We start from the raw sequence: 26,597 nt of genomic DNA on the forward strand, positions 1-26,597 counted from the left end.
CCTCCTACCGTGCTGCTTCCATGAAGCTTTTGACCTCAGACAGCGTCGGCATGGCGGGAATGGCACCTGATCTCGTTGTCGTGAGCGCACCTGCCGCATTGGCAAAGCGCACCATGTCCTCTAACGTGGCTTGTGGGATATCCAGCATACTTTCCCCCGCCTCAAGAAGCTGATAGAGCAGCGCCCCCACAAACGCATCTCCTGCTCCAGTCGTATCGATCGTGGTTACTTGAAATCCACTGACTGTACCGAATTGATTTCGTGTGCGGTAAAAACACCCCTTTTCCCCCAGCGTGACAAAAACAGCTTGCAGATCATATTGCGGAAGCATCCACGCTGTCGCTTCCACGACATCCTCGCTCCCCATGAGAAAAACCAGCTCTTCCTCGGACAGCTTGACGATATCGGCCTGCGCCATTCCTTTAAGGGCCATAGCCTTCGCTTCCTCCAGATCCCCCCATAAGGACGCTCGAATATTCGGGTCAAATGAAAGGAGCCGCTGATGCTTTTTCGCGTATGCGACGGCTTTCCATGTTGCTGATCTGGCTGGCTCATGCGTCAAGGTCAACGTACCGAAATGAAAAACGGCTGCCTGTGCAATCAGCGCCTCGCTCACGTCTTGCTCCCGCAGCATCATGTCTGCACCCGGATTGCGATAAAAGTGAAAAGAACGATCGCCTGTCTCATCGAGATGGACAAAAGCCAACGTTGTAGGCGCTTCCTCTGTGAGTACGAGTCTCTCTGTGCCAATATTCAGACCACTAAGCGTTGACTTCAAGAACCGACCGAATCCGTCATTTCCCACCGCACCGATAAAGGAAGTCCGTTTCCCAAAGCGCGACAGGGCGGCAAGCACATTGGCAGGCGCTCCTCCAGGGTTTTGCTCAAATGCAATGCCGCCCGGCTTTTCCTTCTGCTGTACAGGTGTAAAATCAATCAATAATTCGCCACATGCAACCACATCTACCATGTTGATTTCCTCCGATGACCGTGATAGCTACAGTATGTCACAGGTTCTTTTTTTTGCCAATGAAAGCCAGCGGCTGTATGTTGATGTTCCCATTTGGTAAAATCAAGAAACGAGGTGATTCGCTGTGAAAAGTTTTGGGTTTACCATTTTTGAACCAGTTGGAATAAGAACTGATTATCCTTTGGTTGATTTGGAGAAAAAACAGGTGACAGCAAGAATCTTCTATAAAGATAAACTTCTGATGACGGTGCTCGTTGATTTACGATCAGATCATATTCAAAAGGAAGGAAATCTATCAGAAATTGCTCACCTCACTACTCCAGATGGAATGAAGATCGTAGATGAAGAGAGAGAAATTAGCATCATAAAGAGCCAAGCTGAATTCTTTATTGAAAACAGAATTTCGAATCCTACAGAACACGAGGAGCAGCTCATAAAAAATCAATTAAGGAAATAAAAGAAATGGCTAAAGATCCAGACATGATCTGTGATCTCTAGCCATTTCTTTTTAATAGATCGTCAAATCCCACGCACTTGCCATATGCTTGAGCAGCCCCACACCCGCTACACTGTTTCCGTACTGGTCAATAGCAGGACCATACACACCGATTCCGCAGCCGCCAGCAAAAGGCAGCTCCCCAGAACGCCCACGCGGAGGAACGGCAGCCATAATGCCTCCTGACACGCCGCTTTTCGCTGGCACACCCACAAAAGCAGCAAAATTGCCGGAAGCGTTGTACATGCCACATGTAACCATCAGTGCTTTGGTCACGCGAGCCAGCTCTTTGCCGAAAAGCTGTTCCTTGCGTATCGGATCATAGCCATCATGGGCCAGGATCAAGCCGATTTTTGCGATGTCCTCTGCCGTTACCTCCAGAGAGCATTGCCGGATGTACACGTCCAAAGCATCCTCTACCGGACAGGCCAAAAAGCCAGTAGCTGCAAGATAGTAGGCGAGGGAACGATTGCGGTTGGCTGTTTGCAACTCGGAGCGATACACTTCCTCGTTGATCTGATGCTTGCGTCCTGTCATGCGCTCGACCATGTCTTGAAAGGAGCGAAATTTTTCCTGGACTCCGTTCCCCTGCAACAAGGAAGACACCGTAATGGCTCCTGCATTGATCATGGGATTAAAAGGCCTTCCCGGCTTGTGCATTTCCAGCCGAACCATCGAATCAAATGCGTCTCCAGTAGGCTCTACATCCACCTGCTCCAATACATTCGCAATCCCGTGGTGCGTACATGCTGCGAGAAAGCTGATGACCTTGGAAATGCTTTGCAGGGTGAAAGGAGCATCGTAGTTGCCTGCCCTGCTGATTTGTCCATCTGGTCCCATCACACAAATCCCTAGCAGTGTTGGGTCAGCCTCTTTCAAAGCAGGGATATAAGCAGCGCATTTGCCCTTGCTGGACTCCCCGCGATATTGCTCGATCCATTGTTCCAAGCTGTCTGTTTCGATCGTTCTTGTTTGCTGCGGCACTTGACTAACCATCTTCCTTTTTACCGTCGATTTAAGCTTTTTGAGGTGGTTGAACATCGTCAGGAATGAGCGAGAAATATTCTTCTCCTTCCAAACGTTCCTGCAATTCGGCTTTTGCCTGTTCGATTAGCGCCGGGTTTTCCATCGCCTCGATCGCTGTAGCAGCCATGACTTTACCTGCTTGCAGCATCCCTTTGTGTGCGATAGGCATGGCCCCTTGCGAGACGACCTGCCACGTATGGAAAGGCGTTCCCAGTGCCCAGCATGTCGTCATGCATTGCATCGTCGGAACTTGCCAGCTGACATCTCCCACATCCGTAGACCCAGCAAGCGTAAACTCGTGCGTAGAAAGTGGCCCGATCACATCTGCAATCGCTTTGTTCTTCAGTTGCTTCGCTGTTTCACGATCCAACCCGAACAGTGAAGCTCTCATATCCTCAGCTGTTAACGTTGCCTGAATTTGTTTGGCATATTGCTGATCTGCTTCATCGTACGTAGGCACGCCGACTTCAACCAGATTTTTGTGCATGAGCTTTGCTAATACCGTATTCGGTACCAAATCAGAAGCTGTACCCTCAAACACCGCTTCCATGGTGGTTCCCGTCATCAAGGCGGCTCCCCGTGCGATGTTGTAGACTCTTTCATACAATTCCTTCACTTCCTGCTTTTTCGGAGCGCGAATCAAGTACACGACCTCCGCAAACGGCTGGACGACGTTTGGCGAAATTCCGCCTGTATTCGTAATGGCGTAGTGAACCCGTGCTTCCGGAATCATATGCTCTCTCATGTAGTTCACGCCTACGTTCATCAGTTCCACGGCATCCAGGGCACTGCGTCCCAAATGCGGAGCGGCTGCTGCATGCGCGCTTTTTCCGTGAAACTGAAAACGAACAGAGTAATTCGCAAGCGAGCTGATGTTCATGATATTTGGCGCTGTCGCAGGATGCCAGGAGAGTGCAAAATCTACGTCAGCAAACATGCCTGCCCTTGCCAAATACGCTTTTCCAGAGCCCGCTTCTTCAGCTGGGCACCCATAGTAGCGAACTGTACCTTGTAAGCCAGTTTGCTCCATGTAATCCTTGATGCCAACCGCTGCTGCCATTGCTCCGGCACCTAAGAGATTATGTCCACATCCATGCCCATGACCGTCAGTGACAATCGGCTCATGGCTGATCGCGCCTTTTTTCTGACTCAAACCTGCCAGCGCATCATACTCGCCCAGGACGGCTACGACGGGCTTGCCGCTTCCAAAGCTGGCAACAAAGCCAGTACCCAGTCCAGCGATTCCGTTCTCCACTTCAAAGCCCTCTGCTGCCAGCGCTTGACACAAATACTCGGCAGAGCGATGCTCCTCGAAGTAAATCTCTGGCGTTTCCCAAATTTTATCACTAACGCGAATAAACGCGTCTCTTTTTTGTTCAATTAACGCAGAAATGATCTCGGTTCTGTTCATTTCATACGCTCCTTTCTCTAGTTGTTCAAGCGGATGCACTGTCGGCGTTTTGCTGTAACAGCTCGCCTTTTTCATAGTTCAACGATAATAGTGCGCCAATGCAGATGACCGCGAAGCCGATCAGCATCCAGAACGCTGCATCAAATGAACCGTTAAACGCTTCTACGATAAAACCAATCGCCATTGGCGTGATAAAGCCAGCTAGCTGTCCACCTGTATTCACGATGCCCATCCCTGTTCCCGCTACCGCAGCCGGAAGATTTTTCAGGACAACAGATGGCAACAGAATGATCACAAAGGAAAGGAACAGCGACACAATTGCTTGGTACGTAATAAACATCGTCACGCTCGATGCAGTAAACATGAAGTACAAGAGGACCGCGACTACCACACAGGAGAGACTACCAATAATTTTTTCTCGACCTTTAGGCAGCTTGTCCAGTACATAGCCGCTCACGTAAATACCTACCAACGTAGCGAAGCCTGGAATCGTTTGCAGCCAGCCGAGCGAAATCATATCCAGTCCGCGTACCTTGCTCAAGTAAGTCGGCATCCAGGTTACGAGGCCCCAGTTTACTGCATAAATGCTAAAGTAAGCGATTAATAGACTCCATAGCAAAGGCGTTTTTAACAACAAGGACAAGGAGCTTTTTGGTTGCTCGGAGCCATTCATTGTATTCGTTGCAGACTCATCTTGCGGAAGTTTAATATGGCGCCAGTACAGAAAAGCAATCACGGCACCAACTGCACCAATGACGACGAACATGGTTCGCCAGCCCATAGTTTGAATCATCCAAACGGATAAAATCGGGGAGAAAAGCCCAACAATGGCACTAGAGGAGAGCATCACGGACATTGCTCGCGAGCGTTCCTTTACAGGAAAAATCGTAGCGATAATCTTCGAGCTGGCTGGTTGGAAGCCACCTTCGCCGATCCCGAACAGAAAACGGATGAGAATCATTGAAGCCATAGACCAAGCGGCTCCGGTCAGCCCCGTAAAAATAGACCACATGACAACAGAAGCGATGAGTACTTTTCTGGAACCAAACCGGTCTGCCAGCCAGCCTCCAGGCATTTGCATGAGTGCATAACCAGCAAAAAAACTACTGAGCAATAATCCCGTGGATGAAGCACTAAGCTGCAAGTCTTGTGTGATCGACAAAATGGCATAGTTCATGACGTATCGATCCAGGTTCCCTAATGCCCAGCCCAAGAAGAGTAGCGCTAAAATCCAGTTTCTCGTGCGTGCTGATACCATATGTGTGGATACCTCCTTCTAGATGCATTACTAAGCTAGTCTTTCATTTTGCCGAAAGCGCATTCATCTCGTTCGATGACTGACGATCCGCGCAAATATGGTCCAGCTCCCTTATTTACCGCATATATTACGACATGTCGTTATATATACTCTACGAAATGTTGAGACTATTGGCAACGGTTTTTTTAACATTTTGATTTCTTGGCAATGAAAAAAGCACCCGTAACAGGGTGCTTACAAAAGTCGGTATCGCTTGGTGGGTCTTCCTCTCGTTAATTGCGATTCCTCCCCCGAGCTTTCCGCCAGCTCAACGGCGCACAAATCCGCGACAATTCGCTGTGCATTGCGCTCGCTCATTTGCAAATACTTGGCCAGATCCTTTGTCGTGAAATCGGTCCAGCCCATTTTTTGCAGCAAGGCATCGAGCTTTTTATAGCTTTTGACGCTGATGTTCCCCTTTTTCAGCTTTTCCAAAACCTCATCATCGTCGGCACGATACGAGTAGATGAGCTCCTCTTCCTGACCGACCCATTCTACGATCGTACCGTCATCCTGAATCATGACGATATCTCGCGCTGCTTTTTCTTTCGATTGGCGCAGCGCACGATGGGCATTCATCTCTGCTGCAAACGCCGTCTCGCCAAAACCGATACCGACTGCGATGGTCGTATCTGCTTCCTTCGCCAAATATTCGACTGTTTGTTGCAAGGTAGGAATCTCCCTGTGAATTGTCCCACGCGTGCTGAAGATGACGTATCGGCCATTCCCTTGCTCCAGGAGCGATCCATCTACCTGCTCGCACAGCTTGATCAACGCTTCCTTTATACGTAGCTCCAAATATTGCAAATGATATGGGGTCTTCGCGCCCTCCTTGATTCTGTCGAATTGCTCGACCTCAATCATTTCGATCCCGATTTGTGTGTCCTTGAAGTAGGATGTCCGCACTTTCTCGACAAACACACGTACCGTTTGCTGAATCTCCATTCGGCTTGGCGAGATCCAATAGGCTGGGATGCCCGCTTCTACAAGCGCCTGATAAACGTTCGGATAGCAGGTCATCGCAGCATCAATCTGTTTCTTGTTCCATAGATCGAGATGAAATGCCAGCAGCTCTTGCGGATCAATCGTAACCTCAAATGTCTTCATGTATAGTTGGCTCACGGATATGCTGCTGTTGTACAGGGAATCTTCCATGAACTTGGTAGATGAGAGCATATCGACACTGACCCGATCCAGAAGCTCTCCCCGTGTGTACACCATTTCCAAAAAGCCTTTATAGATGCTGGATTCCGTCGGAAAAATATGTTCCATCCGCTTTTCATCGTCCAGGACATTTTTGGCAATCAAATACGGAAGTGGTCCCGAAAAAAGCCAATGATCCACGTACTGGTCATTTTCCAAAACGATTTTTTCGGTCTCTTTTGTTTCTGTATAGATATAGGGAATAAAATTCATTCCTTCATCGAATTCCTTGGCAACCGCAAGAATTCTCTCTACCGATTGCTGGGGACCCACCACGCCGATTTTAAACATCCATCAATCCAACCTCTGCCCTCTATTTATCGAACCTTGCCTACGACCATTCTATACGTATTCTCTGGCACAAATCCACCCTTCGCCACACAAAATGGGCAGGACTACGTGAAACGAAAGAGAAATGTTGGGAGAATACTACGGGTTTCCATACCGAAAGGAGTCGTACGATGAATTTTAATCTGAAACAAGCGATTGAGGTTCTGGAGCGTACACCGCAAACATTGGAGTATTTTTTAGTGGGCTTATGATCGTTTCTCTCACTTACACGAGACTTCCGAAAGGTCGTTCGCACAAAAACTCCAGGAATTCAAAACACTTCGAACAGAAAATCTCGCAAAGCTACAAGCACTCGTAGAACTAGAAAAGAATCTCGAATTAACAGGGATACACCCTGCATTTGGCGTAGTCAAGGCAAGAGAGCTGCTCTCTTCATGGGTGGTTCACGATTAAACCCACATGGCGCAGATCGTACGGGTCTTGGCCAAGCGGTACACGGCGGATGTTGGACCTTGGCGGGAATATTTAGGTATCTTGAAAAAGTAACGCTTGGTTCTCCATATTGCTAACGTAAGAAAAAAGTGATACGATTTATGGTATAAGATTTCATAAAAGAGCTCTCGGAACTTCCCGGAGCCTGATTATTGATGAAGGGTGACCCTCGTGAATAATCAGGCTCCTTTATGTTTGTAATAGGGCTGCTCATCTGGCCTATTATGAAAAAGGGAGTGACGAGAGTGAACGAGATTTTTCGCAATCGCAATTTTCGCAAGCTGTTTCTTTCCAATTTGTTTTCAGGCTTTGGCCAGGGGATGACCATGATCGGGATATCTTGGTATTTGGTAGAATCCACAGGCTCAGCCAGCCTACTTGGTTCCACCATGCTTCTCTCCTCGATAATGACACTTCTCATCGGACCTTATTTGGGTACATTGATTGACCGCTTTTCCCGCAAGGCCATTCTACAGCTGGAACAGCTAGGAGGCTTCTCGGTTCTCGCTCTTGTAGCAGCTTGGGGATTTTTGGGGACTTATCAAGAGTGGATGATGGTACTCGTTTTTTTGGCGTCGATGTTCATGTTTCAGGTTCACGAACCTACACAGTCAGCCTTCATACAGGAAACCTTTGAGCAAAAGCACTACAATGTGATCAATTCTACCCTGGAAATTCAAAACCAGACCGCTTTGGTCCTCGCAGGAGCTTTCGCAGGTTTGCTATTGGGGAAATACGGACTACATATAGTGCTGATCCTTAACACTTTGACCTATCTGATCGCTTTTCTCTCCTTAACCGGAATCGATTATGTGTTTACACAAGAAAAACAAGTAGAAAAATACGTCCGAACATCCTGGGTGTCACAATTTCAGCAAAGCTGGGTCTATATCAAAGAAAAACGAGGGTTTATCGTATTCGGAATTGCTGCGCTGATACCATTCCTCGCCGTTATGCTGACGAACCTGCTTAACCCTATCTTTGTTAGCCAAGTTTTGGGGGAAGATGTGGCGATCTATTCCATGGGAGAGGTTACGTATTCCATAGGCGCAGTGCTGGCGGGATTTCTTCTTACCTGGTTTCGTGGAAAAATCGGTGCTTTTCCTTATATGGTAGGGAATTTCATCTTGATGGCGATTGCTCTTGTAATGACCGCTGTGATCCCAATGGGCTTGGTTTTTGTGTTGCTCTCTGCGTTTATGGGCTGGTGCAATGTATCAACCAGACTGATCCGACAGACCATCTATATGGAACTGCTACCTAATCGTTTTATGGGCAGGGTCCTGAGCTTCTTTCGGTCGATTGGTACATGCATGCGGCTGTTATTACTCGCTCTATTTACTCTCATGCTAGATTCAACCGGCGCATCAGTCGGCTACCTTGTATTGGCAGGTCTTTTGGTAACGGGCACACTAGGAATCGTCTTTTCCATGCGTATGCTGATGCAGCAGGTAGACACCCCCGATGTTGTGGCAGACCAAGGCACTGTGAAGCACTAAGTCTGTCAGCTTTCCTATAAAAAGACAGCGGTAGCTATGGACGTGAAAGTACATCCTAGACTACCGCTGCCTGCTACGCTATTTGGATGGCAAAAACAGCTGCGGAACGGTATACAGCGCTGGGGAACCCCCCGTATGCAAGAACAATACGTGATCACTCTTGTTAAAATGCCCTTCGCGAATCAAGCCGATCAACCCTGCCATCGCCTTTCCGGTATAGACAGGATCTAGCAAAATTCCCTCTGTCCGAGCGACCAGCCGAACGGCTTCGATCATGCCATCCGTCGGAATCGCATAGCCTGGCCCGACAAATCTGTCGTCGCAAAGCACAGCTTCTGCTCGTATGTCCCCTTGCAAACCGATCCGTGCAGCTGTACTGCGGAGCAACCCCATCACCTTGGCTTCTTGTGCAGCCCGATCTCGGCTGACATTGATCCCGATTACTTTTGTGTTGGACTGGCGCGCCATAAAACCGGCAAGCAGACCGGCTTGCGTACCGCCACTTCCCGTTGCCGTCACGACATAATCGTACGGAGTTGTCGTTTCCCAAGCCTGCTGCTCGATTTCTTCCGCACACGCCATGTACCCCAATGACCCGACTTCATTGGAGCCTCCTACAGGGATCAGATATGGTTTTCTGCCTTGTTTTCGCAGACTTTCAGCGAGTTCTTCCATAGCTGCAAGCAAATCTGCCTCTGCGGGAATAACCTCGATTTTTTCTGCTCCGAGCAAGTGGAACAACAGATGATTGCCACTCGCTTGCGGTTGGTAGTCGCCCGTCTCAGGCGCGGATAGCACGAGCTGGCAGTGCAGACCTTCGCGAACTGCCGCCGCCAGAGTCAACCGACAGTGATTGGATTGGACAGCTCCACATGTAATCAACGTGTCTGCTCCTTGTTCGATTGCCTCCGCCACTAAATACTCCAGCTTTCGCGTCTTGTTTCCCCCTGCTGTCAAACCAAGCATGTCGTCTCGCTTGATAGAAATGCTCGGTCCGCCTAACTCCTTGGACAGTCGCTCCAGCCTTTCGATTGGTGTCTGACCCTGCGTATATTTTCTGCGATGGTAACGGATTTGGTTCATGCTTTTCTTCCCTTCTGCTTGACGTTTGTTATGGGGTGGAAAAATCTTTGCGTTATGTGACTTTGTTACATGCAACCAAAAAGTACTCCGGTACAATAAGTCTCATCAATTACAAACACCATAACCGGAGGAATCAGAATGAAAAACGTCGGTCGTTTTGATCAAATGTTTCGTATTGTTGCTGGGTTAGCCTTTCTTTCCTTGTTCTTCTTTCTGGACGGAGGCTATCAATACCTTTCGTTGATGGGCATTCCGCTCCTCTATACAGCCTTGACCAAACAGTGCTTCTTCTATCGTATCTTTGGGATTAACTCTTGCCAACTTCCTTCGCAAAAATCGTAAGTTTCTCAATTGACCTTACCCCTTATGAATGTCCAAGCAGAAGCAACTGTAAAGAAGACAAAAGGATTGGGCGGCTGGTTAATCTGGCCGACCATTATTGTCGTTCTCAGCCCACTTTCCTTGCTTGCATCCGTTATCTCTCAACCGCTCCCGATGCACCCATAACGGCTTACGCAGACCCGCCTTCTTCACGATACCTTCGACTGTTAGCTCATGGAGCGCCTCTGTGACGGTTTCACGAATACACCCCATCATCGTCGCCAGCTCCTGATGCGTAAGGTTCACTGCCAGCTCGACCCATTCTGGTGCGTCAGCCTGGCGCTCTCCCCCGAATTTTTCGCACAGCCTGCCGAGCAAATATACAAGACGCTGTCGCACACTTCCATACGCCATGAGCTCCATCATTTCTTCTACCTCTTGCAAACGATTCGAGACAATCTCGATAAAATGCAAGGCAAGCCTCGGCTTCTCTAGCATCAGCTCTTCAAATTGTGCTTTATCAATCGAACAAATCACCGAATCTTCCCACGCTTCGGTGTACAGATTGGTTGAACTAATCGTAAACGAGCCGATCTCTCCAAACACATGGCCTGTGCCGAGCAAATCAATCGTTAGCTCTTTGCCGTCAGCCGAAAGCTTGTATAAGCGAACCTTCCCGGCCTTGATCAAAAACAACCTTTTCTGCTCCAGGTGAGGGGAGGAAATCATCGTTCCTTTTTTAACCATTTCCATTGGGGTCGCCGGCTCCAATTGGGCTAGCTCCGCTTCACTTAACGACTGAAACAAATTGATGCGGGATAAAAACTTCTCCTTTTCGATCACCGTGCACTTCCTCCTGCTCACTGTAGGCTGGACTACATATTGTATGGATCACTCCCATTATACTCCTCGTTAAGCGATGAATTTCGAATGAACAAAGGAGTGTAAACCGTTGAACACATTCATGATGATTCTTTCACTGATTTTGGCTTTGATGTTTTCCATCTCTGTGTTAATGAAGTTTTTACGTGCAAAATCTATGCTCCAGCACTGGAAGGAATACAGGTACCCCCTTTGGTTTATGGACATGATTGCCTCACTTGAGCTGGTCGGAGTCATCGGCGTAATTAGCTCCTTTTGGATTCCTGGAGTATTAACACTCGCTTGCATCCTGTTCGCCATCCTCATGCTTGGTGCTATCCATGCCCATCTTTTCCGGGCAAAACATAAGCCCATCATGGCGATAAATGCGGTATTTATGCTTATTTGTTCGTTGCTTCTCCTTTGGTTTTAATCGTTTCCGAGCGCTTTCCAATACGTCTTTTGTCCGTTACTGATCAAGATTGCCTGTTTCGGAACTTGCTTCATCACTAGGAAAAGATTCAGCATATCGACTGATGAAGCGATTGCGTTTATCAAAATCAAAAATTTTAACACGGTAGCGAACAGTCCCAAAAAACCTAAAAGGAATGGCAAGATAATCGAAAGAATAATGAATGGGGCGATGGTAATCAGTATGTATCTTGATTTTGTAATCTTTTCTTCGGTTGCTACAAACCCTCCAAACAAGGTAAGCCCCATCCATGTTTTTTCTGATCTTAAGAAATTGGGGATAAAAATCAAATGCAAGCATTCATGAAAAATGACCAAGGCGAGTAAGAAGAAAATAACACTGAAGTCAATGGATATGGATAGAGAGTCAGATGTCAGTCCAATTTCCTGAAAGGTTATTGGCGAAAAAATATGGATGATCCCAAAGGCGATGAGGGCATTGATCAGCATAAAAGGAATCGATAAAAGGGTTGCCCTGCCCAAACTCTGTGGTTCTTTTAGTGGTATCCATTCATTTTTTATCAACTCGACATGTACATTTTCATGATACTGTGGCAATTTGGTTGTAATTCTCATAAAAAAACCTCCTTCTTCTATGTTAGACGTTCACCCTTTGTGTTCAGTTTCTTTGAGGGGAAGTAAACAAAAAAGGCAATCTCCTGAGCTTCCTTGGAGACTAGCCTTTTCCTCATGGTCATTTATGCTTGTTGAAGCAAAAACTGCTTGCCATATTCCCCGTGATCCAAAATCGTCGGGTGCTCGATCTGAATCGTCGAATGGTCAATTCCGTACTTCGTTTGCAAAATGTGATTAATCGCCAGAATGACACAATACGGCTGGATGCCTTCACGAACGAACACATGCGCTGTCAGGGAGTAATGTTCCGTGGATACCGCCCACAGGTGCAGCTCATGAACATCCTCCACGCCCTCTACCTCACTGAGGTCCTGACGGATTTGCTCGAGATCAAACTGCTCTGGGACAGATTCCATCAACACGAGCAGCGACTCACGAATGATTTTGGCACCACCTGTAAAAATTATTCCCCCAATCACCAAGCTGATCAACGGGTCGAACAAGTAGTAGCCTGTCATGTAAATGAGAATCGCCGACGTAATCACACCGACGGAGCTGAGTAAATCCCCAATAAAATGCCACAACGCGCTTTTTACATTGAGGTTGTCTTCTTCCTTCATACTGCGGGAAAGCACGATGGTCAGCACGATGTTTACAACCAAACCAATGGATGCAATGGTCAGCATCAACTGCAAATCAACGTCTTGCGGATTGATCATCCGTTTGATCCCTTCAATCACAATCCCGATCGAAATTACAGCAAGAGCCAAGCCATTCAAGAACGAAGCAATAATTTCAAAACGGAGAAATCCGAACGTGTACTTCTTAGTCGGCTTACGTGTCGCCATATAAATAGCGGTCATACTCAACCCTAAAGCAAAGACGTCAGAAATCATATGGGCGGAGTCGGACAGGAGCGCGAGTGAATTGGACATCAAGCCTCCCACAACCTCCACGATCGTAAAAAACAACGTCAAAAGGAGCGTAATCCACAATGTTTTCTTCGATGTTTGCTGTTCTTTCACATGATCAAGATGGTGAAAATCACCCTTTTTCATACGTATCACCTCTGTCCATTTAAATTATAAGAATTATAATCTAAGAATTAATGTAATCATATCCTCTTTTTCGCCAATATTCAAATGAACATTTTATGGATCATACAAGTGATTTTCATTACCAGTTGTGACGTATGTCTTATAATGATGGAAAAAGTATTATTGGGAGGCGGAGAATTTGTCAACGAACTTCGATGAAATCATGACTTTGATTTATTCCATTGAATCTCATACATGCACAGCTTCAGACCAAGAAATCATCCAAAAAATCCACTCATGGATTCCAAGCTATACTTGTCCCACTGCAGCCGAAGGTTATTTTATGGTTGTGTCGACAGTTCTTCACTTTCGGCCTCAGCTGGAAGAAGAATTGTTAAAAAAAGCGATCGAACCTTTATATTATTGGGGATTGGACAACGCACAAGACATACTTTCATGGATAAAACAGTACCAATTTAGCGAGGGCGGATATCGTCCTCGAAAGAATGGTTTGCAGTGGCTAAGTAAGGCGAATTCAAAAGTAGAACAATTTGATAAAACACTCCGCTATCTTAAAGACCTCGAATAACAAAAAAAGCCTCATCCAAAAGGATTAGGCTGATCATTCCTGATTGTGATTCCCTTCTAAAATCCGTCGAATATTGCCCTTATACTGGGTGAGCAAACGGCTTGCGTCCTCTGCTGGCAACCCGGTCTTTTGCATCACGATCGCCAGTTTTGCGTCACCGTCTGCCTTGTGCAACAGTACGTCCGCCTCATCGGTGGAGACATCGGTCGCTTCTGCCACGATTTGTTTTGCCCGTTCCTTCAGTTTCTCATTGGTTACCTGCACATTGACCATCAAATTTTTGTACACTTTCCCCAACCGCACCATGCATCCGGTCGTAATCATATTGAGAACCATCTTCTGTGCCGTCGCTGCTTTTAAGCGAGTCGATCCGGTCACTACCTCTGGCCCTACTACCACATTAATTGCTACATCCACACCTTGGCTGATCTGCGCCACCTGATTGCAGGACAACGAAATGATTTTTGCCTGCTGCCTTCTTGCTTCCGCCAATGCTCCAATGACATAAGGTGTCCGACCACTCGCCGCAATTCCTACCACGGCATCTCCTGCCTTTACACCATAGGCGATCACATCTTCCCTGCCATTCTGCTCAATGTCTTCGGCTCCTTCGACGGCCCTGACGATAGCTTTTTCCCCGCCTGCTATGACTCCCTGCACCAATGAGGGGTCCGTCCCAAAGGTTGGAGGGCATTCAGCCGCATCGAGCAAGCCCAATCTCCCGCTCGTTCCTGCTCCAAAATAAAAGAGTCTTCCGCCGTTTTCCAGACATTCTGCGATCAAATCAACGGCCGCTGCAATCGAAGCCAGCTCCTTTTCAACGGCAAATGCAACTGTTTTATCCTCTTCATTCATAGTCTGGATAATTTCCATCGTAGAGAATTTATCCAGCTCTTCCGTATTCCGATTTCTTGTTTCTGTCGTTAAATCACGCAGGTGAAACTTCATCCAGTTACCTCCCACCCATCTACACTCATCTTCTCATTCTACCCCACACCATGCTGCTTTTTCTCCGCTGGAAACAGGCTGACCGGAAGATGTCCAGCGGCCTTTCGTTCCCCGAACAAAATGTCTGCCACAAGCTCTATGGCATGGTACGTATGGTCGTAAACAGCGAGATACGCATCTACCTCTGGCATTACCAAGAGATCATACGGGTTTCGCAGGGCGACAGCCACGACCTTTTTCCCCTGTTGAACGAGCCGACTCACCAGCAGCGATTGGCCTTTAAAGATATGGGCATTGTACGTAAAAACGACGATGTGCCCCAAGGATGACATCACATGCGCCACAAGCTCCACTTCATCCTCTGTCGGGTTGAGCGTCGACATCATATGATATTCAACTTCACGATATTTTCTCAATGGTGCGACCAGATCACCAGAAGCTGCTTGCCCGTCCTCTGCCAAAGTAAGGTTGGTAATCCCCGGAAAAATCACGCCAAGCGGTTGCGTGCTTCTCTGTAAAGGAAGGAGCTGATGTTCATTTTTCACCAAGGTTATGGCTTGGGCGAGCGCACTTCTCGCCATGTCTGCATGATGGACACGGTCAAAGGAAGGGCCTGTTTTTCGCAAGCAATGCTCCCAGGAAAGAAATCGCTGCTTTAATTGAAGCACGCGATTGACTGCTTCGTTGACCCGCTCATCTGACAGCTCCCCCGAATGAATGGCCGCAACGAGTCGTTCATACGTTTTTTGCTGAACTTCATGCGTGTGGGAAACCAGAACAAGATCGATCCCAGCCTGTACACAACGCACCGCCGCTTCCGGAACCCCGATCGTACCCGCAATGGCAGCCATTTCCATACAATCCGTAATCGCGACCCCATCAAAGCCGAGGGACTCACGCAATATTCCCGTCACGATCTCTTTGGAATACGTAGCAGGAGAACCCGACTCATCCATACTGGGCAAACTGATATGTCCAACCATCACCATGGGGACTCCTGCCGCGATACTGCGCTGGAATGGGACCAACTCAACCTGATCCAGTCGCGTCCGATCATGTCCGAGCACAGGAACGGCTTCATGAGAATCAACGGTCGTATCACCATGACCCGGGAAGTGCTTGATAGAGGGAATGACACCACTCGTAAGCAAGCCTTGAATGGCGGCCTCACCAAACCGCGCCACCTGCTCTGGAGCTTCTCCAAAAGACCGCACCCCAATGACCGGATTGTCCGCATTGTTGTTCACATCGACCGTCGGGGCGAAATTGACCGAAATCCCTGCTGCACGCAGCTCCTCACCTGTTGCCTGATAAATGCGCTTGGCTTGATCGAGATTGCCTGTGGCACCCAAAGCCATCGCTCCGGGAAAGCGCGTCGCTCCTTTTTGCAGACGGGAAACCACGCCATTTTCCTGATCGGTCCCGATCAACAGCGGATAGGGATGCCAAGACTCATACGCCCAGCTCTGGAGTTTCTGTACGCGTTGATAGGTCTCCTCCGGTGTCCCGATATTGCGGCTAAAAAGAATCACGTTGCCAATCTGTTTTTGTTTGATCCACACTTCCATTTCTTCAGGAATATCCAGTGTAGGGTAACCGATCATCAGCAGTTGCCCGACCTTCTGTTCCACAGTCATATGTTCGGCTTGCATGGAATCCTCCTCCCTACCGTCTTGCTCTTGTTAAGAGAATGCTTTGCCGTACTTCGCATACTGCTTCCAGCTGTGATACCCGAGCCTCGCATAGAAGTCGACCAGCGTCGTCCAATCGATGACAATGTTTGCGATTCCGCGATTCCGCAAAGCCACAATGCCCGCCTCCACAATCGCCAGTCCCAAGCCTCGTCCTCTATACTCCGCATCCACTCCCAACGGACCGATACCGCCCAGCCCATCTGCAAACAATGGTGCCCAGTAGACGTTTTGGGCAACAAACGGAGAGTCGGCATCATTGATCCGGCAAAAACCGACGATCTCACCGTGCAGCTCCACCACGACGAATTCGCGTCCGGTTCCTCCTCGTTGAAAATAGTGAATGGCTTCATACTCCCAGCGTCCGGGAAAGCATCGATGCAAGAAGGCCAAAAAGGCATCTTCGTCCGCCCTCGTCAACAGTCGAAAGCGGCCATCTGGTACCTCTGGCAATTCCAGCTCGGCTGATTCGAGATACTGGCATAACAGATCGTTCTCCAACCGATCCTCCGAGTGATACCCTTGTCTCTCAAACCACGCTTTTACGTCCGCAGATTCATCGGGTATGCCCGGGAAATAATGATACGGATCGCGCCCCAGTAAAATCTTTTCCACCCCTTGCTCTCGCAACGCATTTTCTGCCCTTGCCAGCAATTGACGCCCGACCCCTTGCCCGCGATGAGATGTAGACACGAGTAAGACCTGTATCCAGCCAATGCCTTTCCCCAACTGAATGTCGAGCTTTTCCTGCCAGCATTTGGCCACGACAAAACCGACGGGACGCTGCGTCACAGCATCTATCGCAATCCACGACCCGGCTTTGACTACATTCTGATCCTCGAAGCTGTTTTGCCGCATGAGCGCTGGCCTCATGGGAAAGCGATCACCCAACTCCTGATTCCACAGCTCGCACAGAGCGTCCGCATATAGATCGTCCCAAGGTACGTATTGCATCGGATGCTAGCCTCCTTTACGCCCTATTTCAAGCCAGAAGTTTTGGAGCCTTCCACAAAATATTTCTCCGCAAACAAAAACACGATCAAAATCGGAATCAAGCTGATCAAGGCCCCTGCTACCAGCAGCTGATCCTCTGTCTTGTACTGACCGCTCAAAGACAAAATTCCGATTGGCAGCGTAAAGTTCTCATCCGAAATGAGATAAATGACTGGCGCCAAAATCTCATTCCACTTCCCCATAAACGTAAAGACCGCCAGTGTTGCCAAGGAAGGCTTGCACATCGGCAAAAACACCCGCCAGTAAATCTGGAACGGATTGCAGCCATCGAGCTTTGCCGCTTCCTCGTAATCCTTCGGAATGTTCAAAAATGCTTGCCTCATTAAAAAAATGGCAAATGGCTGTCCGAGCCACTCCAATATCCAAAGCGGAGCCAACGTGTCGAGCAGTCCCAAATTTTTAAAGATAATAAACTGCGGGACTATCGTGACGATCCCCGGGATCATCATCGTTCCCAGCACGATCATGAACAGCGTGTCGCGGAAAGGAAAGCGCAGCCTGGCAAAGGCAAAGGCAATCATCGAGCTGGACAATAAGGCCCCGATAACCGAAAGAATCGCGACAATCAGACTGTTGATCGTATAGCTGCTAAAATTCGCCTGTTCCCACACGGTTGTATAGTTGCTCCACTGTGTTGGATTGGGCAGCCATTCTGGCGGAAATTGCATGTACTGCTTGTAAGTTTTCAGCGAGTTAAACACAGTCGTCAAAAACGGAACCAGCATAATCAACGCACTCGCTATGACAAACAGGTATCCAACGATTTTATTTAGAGGGAAACGCTTTTGCATGGCTACCTCCTTGCCTCTTAATCATAATGAACCCATTTCTTTTGCAGCTTGAATTGGATGAGCGTAATGGCAAGCAGGATGAGGAACAACACCCACGCGATGGCAGAGGCGTAGCCCATTTTGAAAAAGCTGAATGCTTGGCGAAACATGAACAGCATCAGGACGAGGCTGGCATTGTTCGCACCACCTGTCGAGCCTGCCTCCGTAGAGCCCCCGGTCATGACAAAAATCTGCTCGAAGTTTTGGAAGGAGTAAATCGTATTCAAGATGACGACCAGAAACGTCGTGCCGGAAATCATCGGGACTGTCACCCGCCAAAACTTTTGCCAAGCGTTTGCTCCATCAATCGAGGCTGCCTCGTACATGTCAGAAGAAATTCCTTGCAGCCCAGCGAGAAAAATAATCATCATATAGCCGACTGACTTCCAGATGGCGATGAGAACCAAGACCGGGATGACCCAGAATTCATCAATCAGCCAGTTTTGCGGGGCTAGCCCAAGTTTAGACAAAAAAGCATTGGCAAAACCGATTCGCTGGTTAAACACCGCATCCGCTACATACGCGATCACCGTCCATGAGGAGATAACCGGCAAAAAGTGAACCATCCTGAAAAATTTCAGGCCCTTCAGCTTTTGATTCAGGGCCACTGCTAATAGCAACGCCAAAAACGTTTTTGCCGGAACGTACAGGATCGTAAAATAGACCGTATTCCATAACGCGCGATAAAACAGCGGGTCTTCAAACAGCTTTGCATAGTTGTCCAAGCCAGTCCATTTAGGCGGATTTAAAATATCGTAATCCGAAAAGCTGAAGTACAATGACGCGACCGATGTTCCCACGACGAATACGAGAAAGTGGATGAGATAAGGGGAGACCAGGAGCAGTCCCCATCTCCCCTCGCTATCCAACCATTTTCTCTTTTTCACAGCAGGCTTCGCCTGTTGCTTGGTTTGCAGCTCTAGCATGGTTGGCACACATCCTCACTGATTGATGACTACTGCTTCTTGAAGAAGTCATCCAGAACTTTTTGAATGCCTTCGTCTGTTTTCGTGATGAATTCATCCGTTCCGTATTTATCCATGAACAGTTCCGCCAGATTATCCGTGAACACCTTCACCCACTCGGTAAAGACAGCGTTGGTATCAATCGTGCCTGCGAACTCCAAGGTGTCGAGGAACACTTTTTTGTTTTCCGGCTTCGTGGCAGGGTTTAGGAACATTTCGGAATTCGCCACTGATTTTTTCACCGGAATGGCTTCCCCTACTTCCGTCCACTCTTTTTGTGCTTCATCAGATGTCGTCCAGTAGGTGATCCATTCTTTGGCGGCCTTGACCTTCTGCTCCTCTGCTTTTTTGTTGATGACCCATGAGTTGGCGATTACGGGTGCGAAGCGTTTGCCGTCCGGTCCTTTTGGCATGGGAGCGACATCGTAATTCAACCCTGCCCCATTCATCGAGGTTGTTGCTGCGTAAATATCGATTTGCATCGCCACAGCCCCGCTCAAAAAAGCTTTGAAGTTGCTTTGGAATGCCTTTAGATCAGCCGGATTCGGGAATAGCTTGCGCTGCATGCCGTCGACCATCCACTCGACCGCTTTTTTGTTCTCTGGGCTGTTGATAATCGATTTTTTCAACGTCGGGTCCAATACCCCGCCACCATACGCTTTCAAGATGTTAAACGCACCGCGTGAACTACCGAAAAACGCGAAGCCGTACTGCTTCACTGATTGTTTGTCAAAAGCAGGATCGTCTGCATTTTTCCCGTTGGCATCGAGGGTCAGCTTGACGGAAGCCGCCTTCAAATCATCCCAGGTCCAGTCAGCCGTAGGGTATGGTACGCCCGCTTTGTCGAACAAATCCTTGTTGTAGAAAAGAGCTCCGACTTGGATGCCCTGCGGCACGCCCCAATACTTCCCATCTGAGTCTTTATTGAACTCCAGACCGTTGAGCTCCTCTTTGCTGATTTCTTTCGTGACGTAGTCGGTGATGTCGAGAATCGCGCCGCGTTGGGCGTAACCAAATACTTTTGTCCCGTCGCTCTGCCAAAGATCAGGCGCATTCCCAGCCGCGATCTGAGTCGTCAGCTTTTGATAGAAGTCATCATAAGGAGCCGTCATCGTTTTGATTTTGATGTGCGGATGTGATTGTTCGAATTTTGCAATAATTTCTTCCATCTTTTTCTTCGTGGGCGGATCAGAGCTGTATCCCATATACAATTCGACTTTGTCCCCCTGCTGTGTGGAGGACTGGCTGCTACATCCGGAAATAAGCAATGTCGCAGCTAAGCCAATCAAACCGAGTACTGAGAGAAACCTTCTCTTTTTCATGGAAAACCTCCCCAATTGCAATATATAGAAAACTTGCATAGCTAACGATAGTTCCAAACACATAACGTACTTCTAGCCACATGATGGATACGGTGAAGGTAAGGTACTCTTTACTGACTGATAAGGATAAAAGGATAAAGGCAGGAGTGTGTGTTGTCTAAGGAGGATTTGCTTATTTGTATTGCTCCCGAACAGCTTTACGCGTCTGGCGCAGGTACGCTGCAGAGACATCGTAATTTTTGGCAGCAACACCTCTAAACAAGATGTCGATCACATTGAGTTGTGCGATTCGTGAGGAAGTGGCGGCACTGCGTTCATCCGCTTCTGTTGAAAACGTAGTTAAGTGAATATCCACGCATTCCGCCAAGGAGTTTGTGCCGTATTTGGTAATGCCGATGGTCACAGCACCCGATTTGCGGGCTTGTTTCATCGTGGTTATGATCTGCGAGGTTTCCCCCGAATTCGAGATGCCGACTGCCACATCACCAGCCGTCAAGGTGACTGCCGAAGTAAGCTGCAAGTGGGAATCCGAATGGGCTGTGCACATTTTATTGATGCGCAAAAATTTATGTTGGGCATCCTGGGCAACTAATTGCGAAGCACCCACTCCGTAAAAATCAATCCGAGTGGCTCGGAACAGCTCACCAATCGCCTGCTCCACTGCTTCTGTATCCAAAATTTTGATCGTTTCCCGCAAAGAGAGGATGTTGTTGAGCGAAACCGATTCAATCAAGGTGTACATATCAGCATCGGGAAGAATCTCTTTGTACACATCCTGAATGGTAGACGATTGCAGATCACCCGCTATTCTGATTTTCAACTCCTGAAAACCATCTACACCGATACTTTTGCACATGCGTATGATGGCAGCTTGGCTGGATTCGCTTCTTTCCGCGAGTTCCTTGATGGAAAGACGAATCACCTCATCCGGATTAGCTAAAATGTAATGCGCTGCGTTTTGTTCAGAACGCTTGATATTGTGCAACGATTCGCGGATGCGCAGCAACCCGCCATTCAACACGATACCACCCCTTTAGTCCACGAAATTGTTAAGCGCTTACATTCGAGTGTGACTTTGGTAATTCGTTACATATTTTGTATTATAGACACTTGAAATAAAATATCAATATGAATTGTCAGATTTGAAATAAAATTTCAAAACTATTTTTCGACACTTTCTCCCTTTATTCGATCCATTATAATTTTTTACAATTTTTACAGTTACTTATGTAGATCTTCTCCCGTATTAATTCATGTATGCCCAATTTACAAATAATGGAGCTGATTGAGAATGTCCAAGCGTAAGGCACTAGCATTCACACTGATGGCGGCTTTACTTTTGTCGAACTCTGCCGTTTTGACAACCGAAGCTGCCGCAAAAGCATCCTCCACCGAAGAAGAAGTCATTAGCAAAAAATTGACAGCAGAAGACCTCGATGACAATGCAAAAGCGACACTAGAACTGGTCAAAGAAGTCATGCCAGATATGGAGAAATATGACATTATCCACGTGAGAGTCTATGAAAATTTAAAAACCAGAAGCGGTGATAGAATCGACCAGTTAGAAGTGGAACTGATGGGCACCCCTGAAGGTGAGAAACCTCATCACGCACTTGTCAGAATGAACGCAAAAACGGGAGAACTCATTGGCGCCGAAATAGCCAACGGTCTGCTTAAATCAGAAGTCACGTTGAACGACGAAGAAGCAACCAAGAAGGGCTTCGAGTACCTGAAACATTTTTTTGGGGAGAAAGCAGACATCTATGAGGTATCCGATGTTCGTAATTATGTTTTCGAAAATGGATCAAAACAAATTCTCGTGATTTACACCGCACCGGACCATGACATTTACGTGTCTATGGATAGCGAAGGGGAGCTCAAGGCTGCCAAAAAAGATATGTATATCGAAGAATAAGAGGGGTTGCTTCGAATGTTCAAACACCAAGCACTACCCTTCACCTTGATTACGGCACTCCTTTTGTTAAACACACCTCTTCTGTCAAACGAAGCCGCAGCAGCCTCTTCCCACAAAGCGAAAGCAACTGTAACTGCGACCAAGTTAGCAGAGCTTTCCATAAATGATCTGAATCAAAAAGCAAAAGCGACTCTGAATCACGTCAAAGAAGTCATCCCTGACCTGAAGAACTATCACATCACCTCCATCTTAAAAGAGAACGTCGCCACCACTTCTGGTCCTATCGAACGTCTGGAAGTGATCTTGTCGAGCACACCAGAGGGTACTACCCCAGACTTCGGAGTTGTCCATGTAAACGCAAATACAGGAGAGCTGATCAGCGTCGACATTCAAAACGGACTCTCCGCTTCGAAAGTTTTAGGTGATGAGGAAGTGATCAAAAAAGGCAAGGCGCATCTCAAACTTTTGTTTGGAAAGCAAGCGGAAAAATACAAGTTCTCACAGATCCACTCCTCTACTGTCCAGGATAACAAGACACAGATTCTCGTGATTTACACTTCTCCGAATCATTACATCAACGTGACCATGGATAGTGTCGGAAAATTAAAGACCATCAAAAAAGACATCTACCCCAAAGCCGAATTAGAGGGCAACAACAAATAATAGGGACCTTTTGTCCAATGAAAAAGAGACGGTTCTGCCGTCTCTTTTTTGATGCTACGAAACCAACCTTACAACCCTGTAATATTCTGTAAGGTAAATCAATTTCCCATTTCTCTCCTATCGATTACGATTCTCCTGTTACATGTAAAGGAGGATCAGCAAAAATGAATGGCATGGAAATCAACATTCACTACTTTCGCTTGATTAATGACTTGGGGAAAGAGTATCCGGCTCTCAATCCCGTGGCTTTTTACGTAGCTGAATATACGGTGTTTATTCTGGCATTGAGTGCTTTGGTGTATTGGTTTACGAGAAAACATGAGAATCGCATCATGGTCGTTTGTGCGACGTTTACGTTTGTTCTCGCTGAGCTATTCGGGAAAGTAGCTGGAAGCTTTCATGCGAATAATCAGCCATTCGCAGAGCTTGCTGACGTCAATCAATTGGTACAGAAAGCAGTCGACAATTCGTTTCCCAGCGACCATACGATCCTGTTTTTTTCCTTTTGCATGACCTACTGGCTTTTTAGAAAGACGACGGGGCCACTCTGGATGCTGCTCGCTGCTTTTGTCGGCCTTTCTCGCATTTTGGTAGGCGTTCATTATCCAGCAGATGTCATCGTGGGTGCCCTGATCAGCATTGGGTCTGCCTTGGCCGTCTTCATGATCGTGCCGAGATTGAGTTTTGTCCAAACTCTACTTGCTTTCTATGAAAAAGGTGAGCAAGCGATCTTGCCGGCCAAATCGAAGACGAGAGACTTTTGATTCACCGCTACGTCTCTGTCATCGTTCCACCATTGACATTCAATACCTGGCCCGTGACATATCCCGAATCATCCGAGGCCAGGTAGACATAGATCGGAGCGAGCTCAAACGGCTGCCCTCCTTTCTGTGCGCCGTGTACGCCATCGAACCTCCCTAGTATGTCGAGCCGAACATATCCCTGGTAGGGCACAACATGGAAGGAAAATGACATGTATGTAAGACATGACCTTTTCCCATTATGGAACCAACCATTTAGGAGACAATCATCTTGATGAACTGAAGAATAAGAGGAACACCTTGAACAGGTATGTCACTTAGAATCAATACTCCCGGCTGGACAACATATAGGTTGGGTGGTTGAAGCATTCCATTGATGAACAGATTCACAACAGAAACTTCATTCGGGTCCAGAATGCCGGAAGTGCTGAATGGCATGACAGCATCACTGTTGGTATACATGTTTTTGGCTCCATCTGAAATGGCCGTATACTGATAGGTTTCTGTTCGTATTAAACCAGGCGTACATGGACATGGGGGGCATGGCGGACACGTTGGAGAGGGGTTTACTGGAAAAATTCCGGGAGAACCTAATGGCTGGACGATTTGCAGACTCTGTCTCCTCACTGGGTATGACTGTGCAACATAGCGCCTCATAAAATCACTCGTCCTTTCTCGAAGTGCTTCGACCGTTCACTCCGAATATATTCACATGAGTGAACCCCAGGCACATTCCATCCACCTGGGGCCACCATTCTTTTCACCTTAGTTCACAACAAATTCTACACATAAGGGTGTACCAGCGTTTTCGGCATCTCCATCTGGAATCGTAATCGCCGTCGTTGTGATTGTGGAAGTATTACCTGCCTGAAGCACCCCATTAATGTAGAGATTGTAAAAAGCAAACGTACCAGGAAATGCTGTCGCGGCAGCACCCGCGTCATTGGTAAAGGCAGTTGCCGCAATGGCAAACGTAGCACCAGTACCAGTTCCGGCACCCATGGTGGACGTAAATCTCAATGAGTTTAAATATGGTTTAACAATCGGCACTTAGAACACCTCCTCCTCTATTTAATCCCTACTAGTTAATGATTGGTTTCATCCGATTGAAACCGACAAATGCCAGCAGAGATCTGCACATTTACCCTCAAAAGAATATAATTGGAAAATAAAATCACCCTCCCACTTTTACCAGTAGGAGGGTGACGTGATTTCTAATCTTGAAACAGTACTCGCAACTGCTCTTTCTCTGCGTCACTCAGTACGTATTCTGCCATCGGGAACAGCACACTCTCTTCTTTAAAGAAATGTTCCATGAGGATTTCTACTGACTTCAGCAAATGAGTGTGGACAGCTTCTACTTCAACAGGTTCAGACTTTTCCTTTTCTACGATTCCAATGAACGACATCAGGCTTTCATGAATTAGATCATGCTCTTCCTCCATGGCAGCAATCGGTCCCATCTCCCGTTCGATATAGTTAGCCATCAGGGGATACAGATCTTCCTCCTCACGTCTGGAGTGTTTCTCCAGTTCCGCCCGAAACGAGGACGCCAGCTCATGAAGCTCCGTTAAGCCCTTCTTTCTTTTAGTAGGATCAGCAGTATATTTCAGGTTATTAGCTAGATGTACGAGCTCATTCAGCTGCTCAGCTAATGATAGGTGGTCGTCTTTCAATTTTTCCAGAGCTGGACACAGCTTCCTTCTCCCTTCAAACTCCTGCATCATCCCCATACATCCTATAGGCGGTGGTCCCATTACAATCCCTCCATCTACTAGTGGGAGTTAGTTACCAAAAGAAATGCGATACGCTAGCTGTCCCCGATTGTCCCTGGCAACCATTCGAATACAGTCATCCTCTTGCGAAAAAACAACCGGTCCATTCTGAATGGGAATCGCAACAAACTGGCAAGGATTAAAATAGAGTCGCAAATGTTCCTCATCCTCCGTGATCTCCCATTTTGCCAGCTGCCTTTCCAAGAGAGCTGGACTGTGTGGCTCGGCATCATCCGCCAAATCTTGAATGAGTATCCCCATTTTTTTATCCACCAAGGAAGGCAGCTCTTGGTGAAGCTCGGCAATCGTTCGCTTACTAGGATTCATGGCAACTGATCACACTTCCTTCCCCGGATTATTTCCCTTGTCCTCTTCGATCTCGCTGGTCTCTTCTAAATACCATCCATGCCAGCGGGAACAACACTACCGTTGCACCGCTGAGCAATAGCACCTCCATATATCGCTGTGCAAAATACATATTGACGGTGTACTGGGTGCACACAATGCTGGCGAACAAGATCAATGCTAATAGGATGACCCCTCTATAGCTGCTCTTCATATCTCTTCACCCCTACAGCGTATACGGCTCCATCTTTCTCTTGAAGCACAATTTCCGGAAGTGGTCTTCTCGGCGGACCAGCGAGCGGATTACCTGTAGCAATATCAAATTTCCCATGGTGGCAAGGACATAGCAGCTCTTTCTCATCTCGGTCCCAAAATACCGGACAACGCAGGTGGGTACATGCATTTTGATACGCCTTGAATTCCTTTTCCTTCACATACACGAACAACGCGCTGTCATGCTCTCCTGGATAGTTAAACTCAATCGCATCTCCGAGTTTTATATCGCTGAGATTCGCGATTTTTTGTGTGGGATACGACTTGCTGGATGAACTCATCAGCTCCTTGGCAGCTAATGCCCCCCATGGCAGAGTAGATGCCGCGAAAAGCCCGGCTGCTCCTACCATTGTTTTCATAAAACTCCGTCGATCCAGACTACGCTCATTGGAACGATTGATGTTATGTGTATAATTGTCATCCTTCAACGGAATTGGGCGGGTTTTCTCGTTCTCCATAAGGTATATCTCCC

30 protein-coding genes and 2 pseudogenes are annotated in these 26,597 nt (G+C 47.5%); 9 read left to right on the top strand and 23 right to left on the bottom strand.

Annotated elements, in window-relative coordinates:
• Positions 1 to 4: 4 nt before the first annotated feature.
• Positions 5 to 970 carry a carbohydrate kinase family protein gene (locus ACKKE8_RS25115; RefSeq protein ID WP_409175414.1) on the bottom strand — a complete coding sequence of 322 codons (966 nt, stop codon included), beginning with the start codon at positions 968 to 970 and terminating at the stop codon, positions 5 to 7.
• A gap of 124 nt (positions 971 to 1,094) precedes the next feature.
• Between ACKKE8_RS25115 and ACKKE8_RS25120 the strand changes: the two genes are divergently transcribed.
• Positions 1,095 to 1,427 carry a hypothetical protein gene (locus ACKKE8_RS25120; protein ID WP_409175415.1) on the top strand — a complete coding sequence of 111 codons (333 nt, stop codon included), beginning with the start codon at positions 1,095 to 1,097 and terminating at the stop codon, positions 1,425 to 1,427.
• A 51-nt stretch (positions 1,428 to 1,478) separates the two neighbouring features.
• Here the strand turns inward: ACKKE8_RS25120 and ACKKE8_RS25125 are convergent, their stop codons facing one another.
• From ACKKE8_RS25125 to ACKKE8_RS25140, 4 genes are all read right to left on the bottom strand, one after another.
• On the bottom strand, positions 1,479 to 2,462 hold the full coding sequence (locus tag ACKKE8_RS25125; protein WP_409175416.1) for a glutaminase: 984 nt from the start codon (positions 2,460 to 2,462) through the stop codon (positions 1,479 to 1,481).
• A gap of 19 nt (positions 2,463 to 2,481) precedes the next feature.
• A complete protein-coding gene (locus tag ACKKE8_RS25130) occupies positions 2,482 to 3,903 on the bottom strand; it encodes a M20 family metallopeptidase (RefSeq protein ID WP_409175417.1) in 1,422 nt (473 codons plus the stop codon).
• A 25-nt stretch (positions 3,904 to 3,928) separates the two neighbouring features.
• On the bottom strand, positions 3,929 to 5,161 hold the full coding sequence (locus tag ACKKE8_RS25135; protein WP_409175418.1) for an MFS transporter: 1,233 nt from the start codon (positions 5,159 to 5,161) through the stop codon (positions 3,929 to 3,931).
• A gap of 234 nt (positions 5,162 to 5,395) precedes the next feature.
• Positions 5,396 to 6,694 (bottom strand): hypothetical protein, encoded by a 1,299-nt coding sequence (locus ACKKE8_RS25140; RefSeq protein WP_409175419.1) that lies wholly within the window; start codon positions 6,692 to 6,694, stop codon positions 5,396 to 5,398.
• Positions 6,695 to 6,864: 170 nt separating this feature from the next.
• Here ACKKE8_RS25140 and ACKKE8_RS25145 point away from each other — a divergent pair.
• Both ACKKE8_RS25145 and ACKKE8_RS25150 read left to right on the top strand, forming a co-directional pair.
• Positions 6,865 to 7,240 (top strand): annotated as a pseudogene (locus ACKKE8_RS25145) (DinB family protein).
• 191 nt (positions 7,241 to 7,431) lie between these two features.
• Positions 7,432 to 8,685: an MFS transporter gene (locus ACKKE8_RS25150; protein WP_409175420.1), complete on the top strand. Its 1,254-nt coding sequence runs from the start codon at positions 7,432 to 7,434 to the stop codon at positions 8,683 to 8,685.
• Between the two features lie 78 nt (positions 8,686 to 8,763).
• On the opposite strand, the gene ACKKE8_RS25155 is transcribed toward ACKKE8_RS25150, so the two are convergent.
• Complete coding sequence (locus ACKKE8_RS25155; protein ID WP_409175421.1) at positions 8,764 to 9,768, bottom strand: D-cysteine desulfhydrase; 1,005 nt, start codon at positions 9,766 to 9,768, stop codon at positions 8,764 to 8,766.
• A gap of 138 nt (positions 9,769 to 9,906) precedes the next feature.
• On the opposite strand from ACKKE8_RS25155, the gene ACKKE8_RS25160 reads away from it, so the two are divergent.
• Positions 9,907 to 10,110 (top strand): DUF2892 domain-containing protein, encoded by a 204-nt coding sequence (locus tag ACKKE8_RS25160; RefSeq protein ID WP_409175422.1) that lies wholly within the window; start codon positions 9,907 to 9,909, stop codon positions 10,108 to 10,110.
• Positions 10,111 to 10,188: 78 nt separating this feature from the next.
• Here ACKKE8_RS25160 and ACKKE8_RS25165 read toward each other — a convergent pair whose 3' ends face one another.
• On the bottom strand, positions 10,189 to 10,932 hold the full coding sequence (locus ACKKE8_RS25165; protein WP_409175423.1) for a Crp/Fnr family transcriptional regulator: 744 nt from the start codon (positions 10,930 to 10,932) through the stop codon (positions 10,189 to 10,191).
• Positions 10,933 to 11,041: 109 nt separating this feature from the next.
• On the opposite strand from ACKKE8_RS25165, the gene ACKKE8_RS25170 reads away from it, so the two are divergent.
• Positions 11,042 to 11,383, top strand: coding sequence for a DoxX family protein (locus ACKKE8_RS25170; protein ID WP_409175424.1), 342 nt, complete (start codon positions 11,042 to 11,044; stop codon positions 11,381 to 11,383).
• Here the strand turns inward: ACKKE8_RS25170 and ACKKE8_RS25175 are convergent.
• Complete coding sequence (locus tag ACKKE8_RS25175) at positions 11,380 to 11,997, bottom strand: DUF3267 domain-containing protein (RefSeq protein ID WP_409175425.1); 618 nt, start codon at positions 11,995 to 11,997, stop codon at positions 11,380 to 11,382. The genes ACKKE8_RS25170 and ACKKE8_RS25175 overlap by 4 nt on opposite strands.
• Before the next feature lie 122 nt (positions 11,998 to 12,119).
• Positions 12,120 to 13,055 carry a cation diffusion facilitator family transporter gene (locus tag ACKKE8_RS25180; RefSeq protein WP_409175426.1) on the bottom strand — a complete coding sequence of 312 codons (936 nt, stop codon included), beginning with the start codon at positions 13,053 to 13,055 and terminating at the stop codon, positions 12,120 to 12,122.
• A 178-nt stretch (positions 13,056 to 13,233) separates the two neighbouring features.
• On the opposite strand from ACKKE8_RS25180, the gene ACKKE8_RS25185 reads away from it, so the two are divergent.
• The gene (locus tag ACKKE8_RS25185) at positions 13,234 to 13,623 is read left to right on the top strand and encodes a hypothetical protein (protein WP_409175427.1); all 390 of its coding nucleotides are present in this window, start codon (positions 13,234 to 13,236) and stop codon (positions 13,621 to 13,623) included.
• 33 nt (positions 13,624 to 13,656) lie between these two features.
• Here ACKKE8_RS25185 and murQ read toward each other — a convergent pair whose 3' ends face one another.
• The 7 genes from murQ to ACKKE8_RS25220 all read right to left on the bottom strand — a co-directional run bounded on the left by murQ (position 13,657) and on the right by ACKKE8_RS25220 (position 21,411).
• The gene (gene murQ, locus ACKKE8_RS25190; RefSeq protein WP_409175428.1) at positions 13,657 to 14,571 is read right to left on the bottom strand and encodes an N-acetylmuramic acid 6-phosphate etherase; all 915 of its coding nucleotides are present in this window, start codon (positions 14,569 to 14,571) and stop codon (positions 13,657 to 13,659) included.
• Positions 14,572 to 14,609: 38 nt separating this feature from the next.
• Positions 14,610 to 16,223, bottom strand: coding sequence for a glycoside hydrolase family 3 N-terminal domain-containing protein (locus ACKKE8_RS25195; RefSeq protein WP_409175429.1), 1,614 nt, complete (start codon positions 16,221 to 16,223; stop codon positions 14,610 to 14,612).
• Positions 16,224 to 16,253: 30 nt separating this feature from the next.
• Positions 16,254 to 17,216, bottom strand: coding sequence for a GNAT family N-acetyltransferase (locus ACKKE8_RS25200; RefSeq protein WP_409175430.1), 963 nt, complete (start codon positions 17,214 to 17,216; stop codon positions 16,254 to 16,256).
• A 23-nt stretch (positions 17,217 to 17,239) separates the two neighbouring features.
• Positions 17,240 to 18,067 carry a carbohydrate ABC transporter permease gene (locus ACKKE8_RS25205; RefSeq protein ID WP_015892945.1) on the bottom strand — a complete coding sequence of 276 codons (828 nt, stop codon included), beginning with the start codon at positions 18,065 to 18,067 and terminating at the stop codon, positions 17,240 to 17,242.
• Positions 18,068 to 18,084: 17 nt separating this feature from the next.
• A complete protein-coding gene (locus ACKKE8_RS25210; protein ID WP_017251294.1) occupies positions 18,085 to 19,032 on the bottom strand; it encodes a carbohydrate ABC transporter permease in 948 nt (315 codons plus the stop codon).
• A gap of 29 nt (positions 19,033 to 19,061) precedes the next feature.
• Complete coding sequence (locus ACKKE8_RS25215) at positions 19,062 to 20,393, bottom strand: ABC transporter substrate-binding protein (protein WP_409175431.1); 1,332 nt, start codon at positions 20,391 to 20,393, stop codon at positions 19,062 to 19,064.
• A gap of 172 nt (positions 20,394 to 20,565) precedes the next feature.
• Complete coding sequence (locus ACKKE8_RS25220; protein ID WP_409179198.1) at positions 20,566 to 21,411, bottom strand: MurR/RpiR family transcriptional regulator; 846 nt, start codon at positions 21,409 to 21,411, stop codon at positions 20,566 to 20,568.
• A 273-nt stretch (positions 21,412 to 21,684) separates the two neighbouring features.
• Here ACKKE8_RS25220 and ACKKE8_RS25225 point away from each other — a divergent pair, with 273 nt between their 5' ends.
• The 3 genes from ACKKE8_RS25225 (at position 21,685) to ACKKE8_RS25235 (ending at position 23,735) form a co-directional block, all read left to right on the top strand.
• Positions 21,685 to 22,308, top strand: a complete 624-nt coding sequence (locus ACKKE8_RS25225; RefSeq protein WP_409175432.1) for a hypothetical protein — start codon at positions 21,685 to 21,687, stop codon at positions 22,306 to 22,308.
• Between the two features lie 15 nt (positions 22,309 to 22,323).
• The gene (locus ACKKE8_RS25230; protein WP_409175433.1) at positions 22,324 to 22,971 is read left to right on the top strand and encodes a hypothetical protein; all 648 of its coding nucleotides are present in this window, start codon (positions 22,324 to 22,326) and stop codon (positions 22,969 to 22,971) included.
• 164 nt (positions 22,972 to 23,135) lie between these two features.
• Positions 23,136 to 23,735: an undecaprenyl-diphosphatase gene (locus tag ACKKE8_RS25235; protein WP_409175434.1), complete on the top strand. Its 600-nt coding sequence runs from the start codon at positions 23,136 to 23,138 to the stop codon at positions 23,733 to 23,735.
• A 7-nt stretch (positions 23,736 to 23,742) separates the two neighbouring features.
• On the opposite strand, the pseudogene ACKKE8_RS25240 reads toward ACKKE8_RS25235, so the two are convergent.
• The 7 genes and pseudogenes from ACKKE8_RS25240 to ACKKE8_RS25270 all read right to left on the bottom strand — a co-directional run.
• A pseudogene (locus ACKKE8_RS25240) lies at positions 23,743 to 23,862 on the bottom strand (SDR family oxidoreductase); the annotation flags it as partial.
• Between the two features lie 125 nt (positions 23,863 to 23,987).
• Entirely contained in the window at positions 23,988 to 24,389 is a 402-nt protein-coding gene (locus ACKKE8_RS25245) for a DUF4183 domain-containing protein (RefSeq protein ID WP_409175435.1), read from the bottom strand.
• A 108-nt stretch (positions 24,390 to 24,497) separates the two neighbouring features.
• On the bottom strand, positions 24,498 to 24,782 hold the full coding sequence (locus ACKKE8_RS25250; protein ID WP_409175436.1) for a DUF4183 domain-containing protein: 285 nt from the start codon (positions 24,780 to 24,782) through the stop codon (positions 24,498 to 24,500).
• Positions 24,783 to 24,946: 164 nt separating this feature from the next.
• A complete protein-coding gene (locus ACKKE8_RS25255; RefSeq protein WP_409175437.1) occupies positions 24,947 to 25,459 on the bottom strand; it encodes a hemerythrin domain-containing protein in 513 nt (170 codons plus the stop codon).
• Between the two features lie 57 nt (positions 25,460 to 25,516).
• Positions 25,517 to 25,834 carry a hypothetical protein gene (locus ACKKE8_RS25260; protein ID WP_409175438.1) on the bottom strand — a complete coding sequence of 106 codons (318 nt, stop codon included), beginning with the start codon at positions 25,832 to 25,834 and terminating at the stop codon, positions 25,517 to 25,519.
• Positions 25,835 to 25,862: 28 nt separating this feature from the next.
• The gene (locus ACKKE8_RS25265; protein WP_409175439.1) at positions 25,863 to 26,066 is read right to left on the bottom strand and encodes a hypothetical protein; all 204 of its coding nucleotides are present in this window, start codon (positions 26,064 to 26,066) and stop codon (positions 25,863 to 25,865) included.
• Positions 26,050 to 26,583, bottom strand: a complete 534-nt coding sequence (locus tag ACKKE8_RS25270; RefSeq protein ID WP_409175440.1) for a Rieske 2Fe-2S domain-containing protein — start codon at positions 26,581 to 26,583, stop codon at positions 26,050 to 26,052. Before ACKKE8_RS25270 ends, ACKKE8_RS25265 begins: the two co-directional genes overlap by 17 nt.
• Positions 26,584 to 26,597: the final 14 nt, after the last annotated feature.

Source organism: Brevibacillus fortis, from assembly GCF_046196545.1.
GTDB lineage: Bacteria > Bacillota > Bacilli > Brevibacillales > Brevibacillaceae > Brevibacillus > Brevibacillus fortis_A.

Coding starts and splice junctions, on each gene's coding strand:
- ACKKE8_RS25235 (WP_409175434.1), top strand. CDS start 23,136: ATGAATGGCATGGAAATCAACATTCACTACTTTCGCTTGATTAATGAC.
- ACKKE8_RS25135 (WP_409175418.1), bottom strand. CDS start 5,161: ATGGTATCAGCACGCACGAGAAACTGGATTTTAGCGCTACTCTTCTTG.
- ACKKE8_RS25270 (WP_409175440.1), bottom strand. CDS start 26,583: ATGGAGAACGAGAAAACCCGCCCAATTCCGTTGAAGGATGACAATTAT.
- ACKKE8_RS25230 (WP_409175433.1), top strand. CDS start 22,324: ATGTTCAAACACCAAGCACTACCCTTCACCTTGATTACGGCACTCCTT.
- ACKKE8_RS25160 (WP_409175422.1), top strand. CDS start 9,907: ATGAAAAACGTCGGTCGTTTTGATCAAATGTTTCGTATTGTTGCTGGG.
- ACKKE8_RS25115 (WP_409175414.1), bottom strand. CDS start 970: ATGGTAGATGTGGTTGCATGTGGCGAATTATTGATTGATTTTACACCT.
- murQ (WP_409175428.1), bottom strand. CDS start 14,571: ATGAAGTTTCACCTGCGTGATTTAACGACAGAAACAAGAAATCGGAAT.
- ACKKE8_RS25260 (WP_409175438.1), bottom strand. CDS start 25,834: ATGAATCCTAGTAAGCGAACGATTGCCGAGCTTCACCAAGAGCTGCCT.
- ACKKE8_RS25180 (WP_409175426.1), bottom strand. CDS start 13,055: ATGAAAAAGGGTGATTTTCACCATCTTGATCATGTGAAAGAACAGCAA.
- ACKKE8_RS25130 (WP_409175417.1), bottom strand. CDS start 3,903: ATGAACAGAACCGAGATCATTTCTGCGTTAATTGAACAAAAAAGAGAC.
- ACKKE8_RS25245 (WP_409175435.1), bottom strand. CDS start 24,389: ATGAGGCGCTATGTTGCACAGTCATACCCAGTGAGGAGACAGAGTCTG.
- ACKKE8_RS25195 (WP_409175429.1), bottom strand. CDS start 16,223: ATGCAAGCCGAACATATGACTGTGGAACAGAAGGTCGGGCAACTGCTG.
- ACKKE8_RS25155 (WP_409175421.1), bottom strand. CDS start 9,768: ATGAACCAAATCCGTTACCATCGCAGAAAATATACGCAGGGTCAGACA.
- ACKKE8_RS25225 (WP_409175432.1), top strand. CDS start 21,685: ATGTCCAAGCGTAAGGCACTAGCATTCACACTGATGGCGGCTTTACTT.
- ACKKE8_RS25140 (WP_409175419.1), bottom strand. CDS start 6,694: ATGTTTAAAATCGGCGTGGTGGGTCCCCAGCAATCGGTAGAGAGAATT.
- ACKKE8_RS25215 (WP_409175431.1), bottom strand. CDS start 20,393: ATGAAAAAGAGAAGGTTTCTCTCAGTACTCGGTTTGATTGGCTTAGCT.
- ACKKE8_RS25125 (WP_409175416.1), bottom strand. CDS start 2,462: ATGGTTAGTCAAGTGCCGCAGCAAACAAGAACGATCGAAACAGACAGC.
- ACKKE8_RS25205 (WP_015892945.1), bottom strand. CDS start 18,067: ATGCAAAAGCGTTTCCCTCTAAATAAAATCGTTGGATACCTGTTTGTC.
- ACKKE8_RS25200 (WP_409175430.1), bottom strand. CDS start 17,216: ATGCAATACGTACCTTGGGACGATCTATATGCGGACGCTCTGTGCGAG.
- ACKKE8_RS25210 (WP_017251294.1), bottom strand. CDS start 19,032: ATGCTAGAGCTGCAAACCAAGCAACAGGCGAAGCCTGCTGTGAAAAAG.
- ACKKE8_RS25255 (WP_409175437.1), bottom strand. CDS start 25,459: ATGATGCAGGAGTTTGAAGGGAGAAGGAAGCTGTGTCCAGCTCTGGAA.
- ACKKE8_RS25265 (WP_409175439.1), bottom strand. CDS start 26,066: ATGAAGAGCAGCTATAGAGGGGTCATCCTATTAGCATTGATCTTGTTC.
- ACKKE8_RS25175 (WP_409175425.1), bottom strand. CDS start 11,997: ATGAGAATTACAACCAAATTGCCACAGTATCATGAAAATGTACATGTC.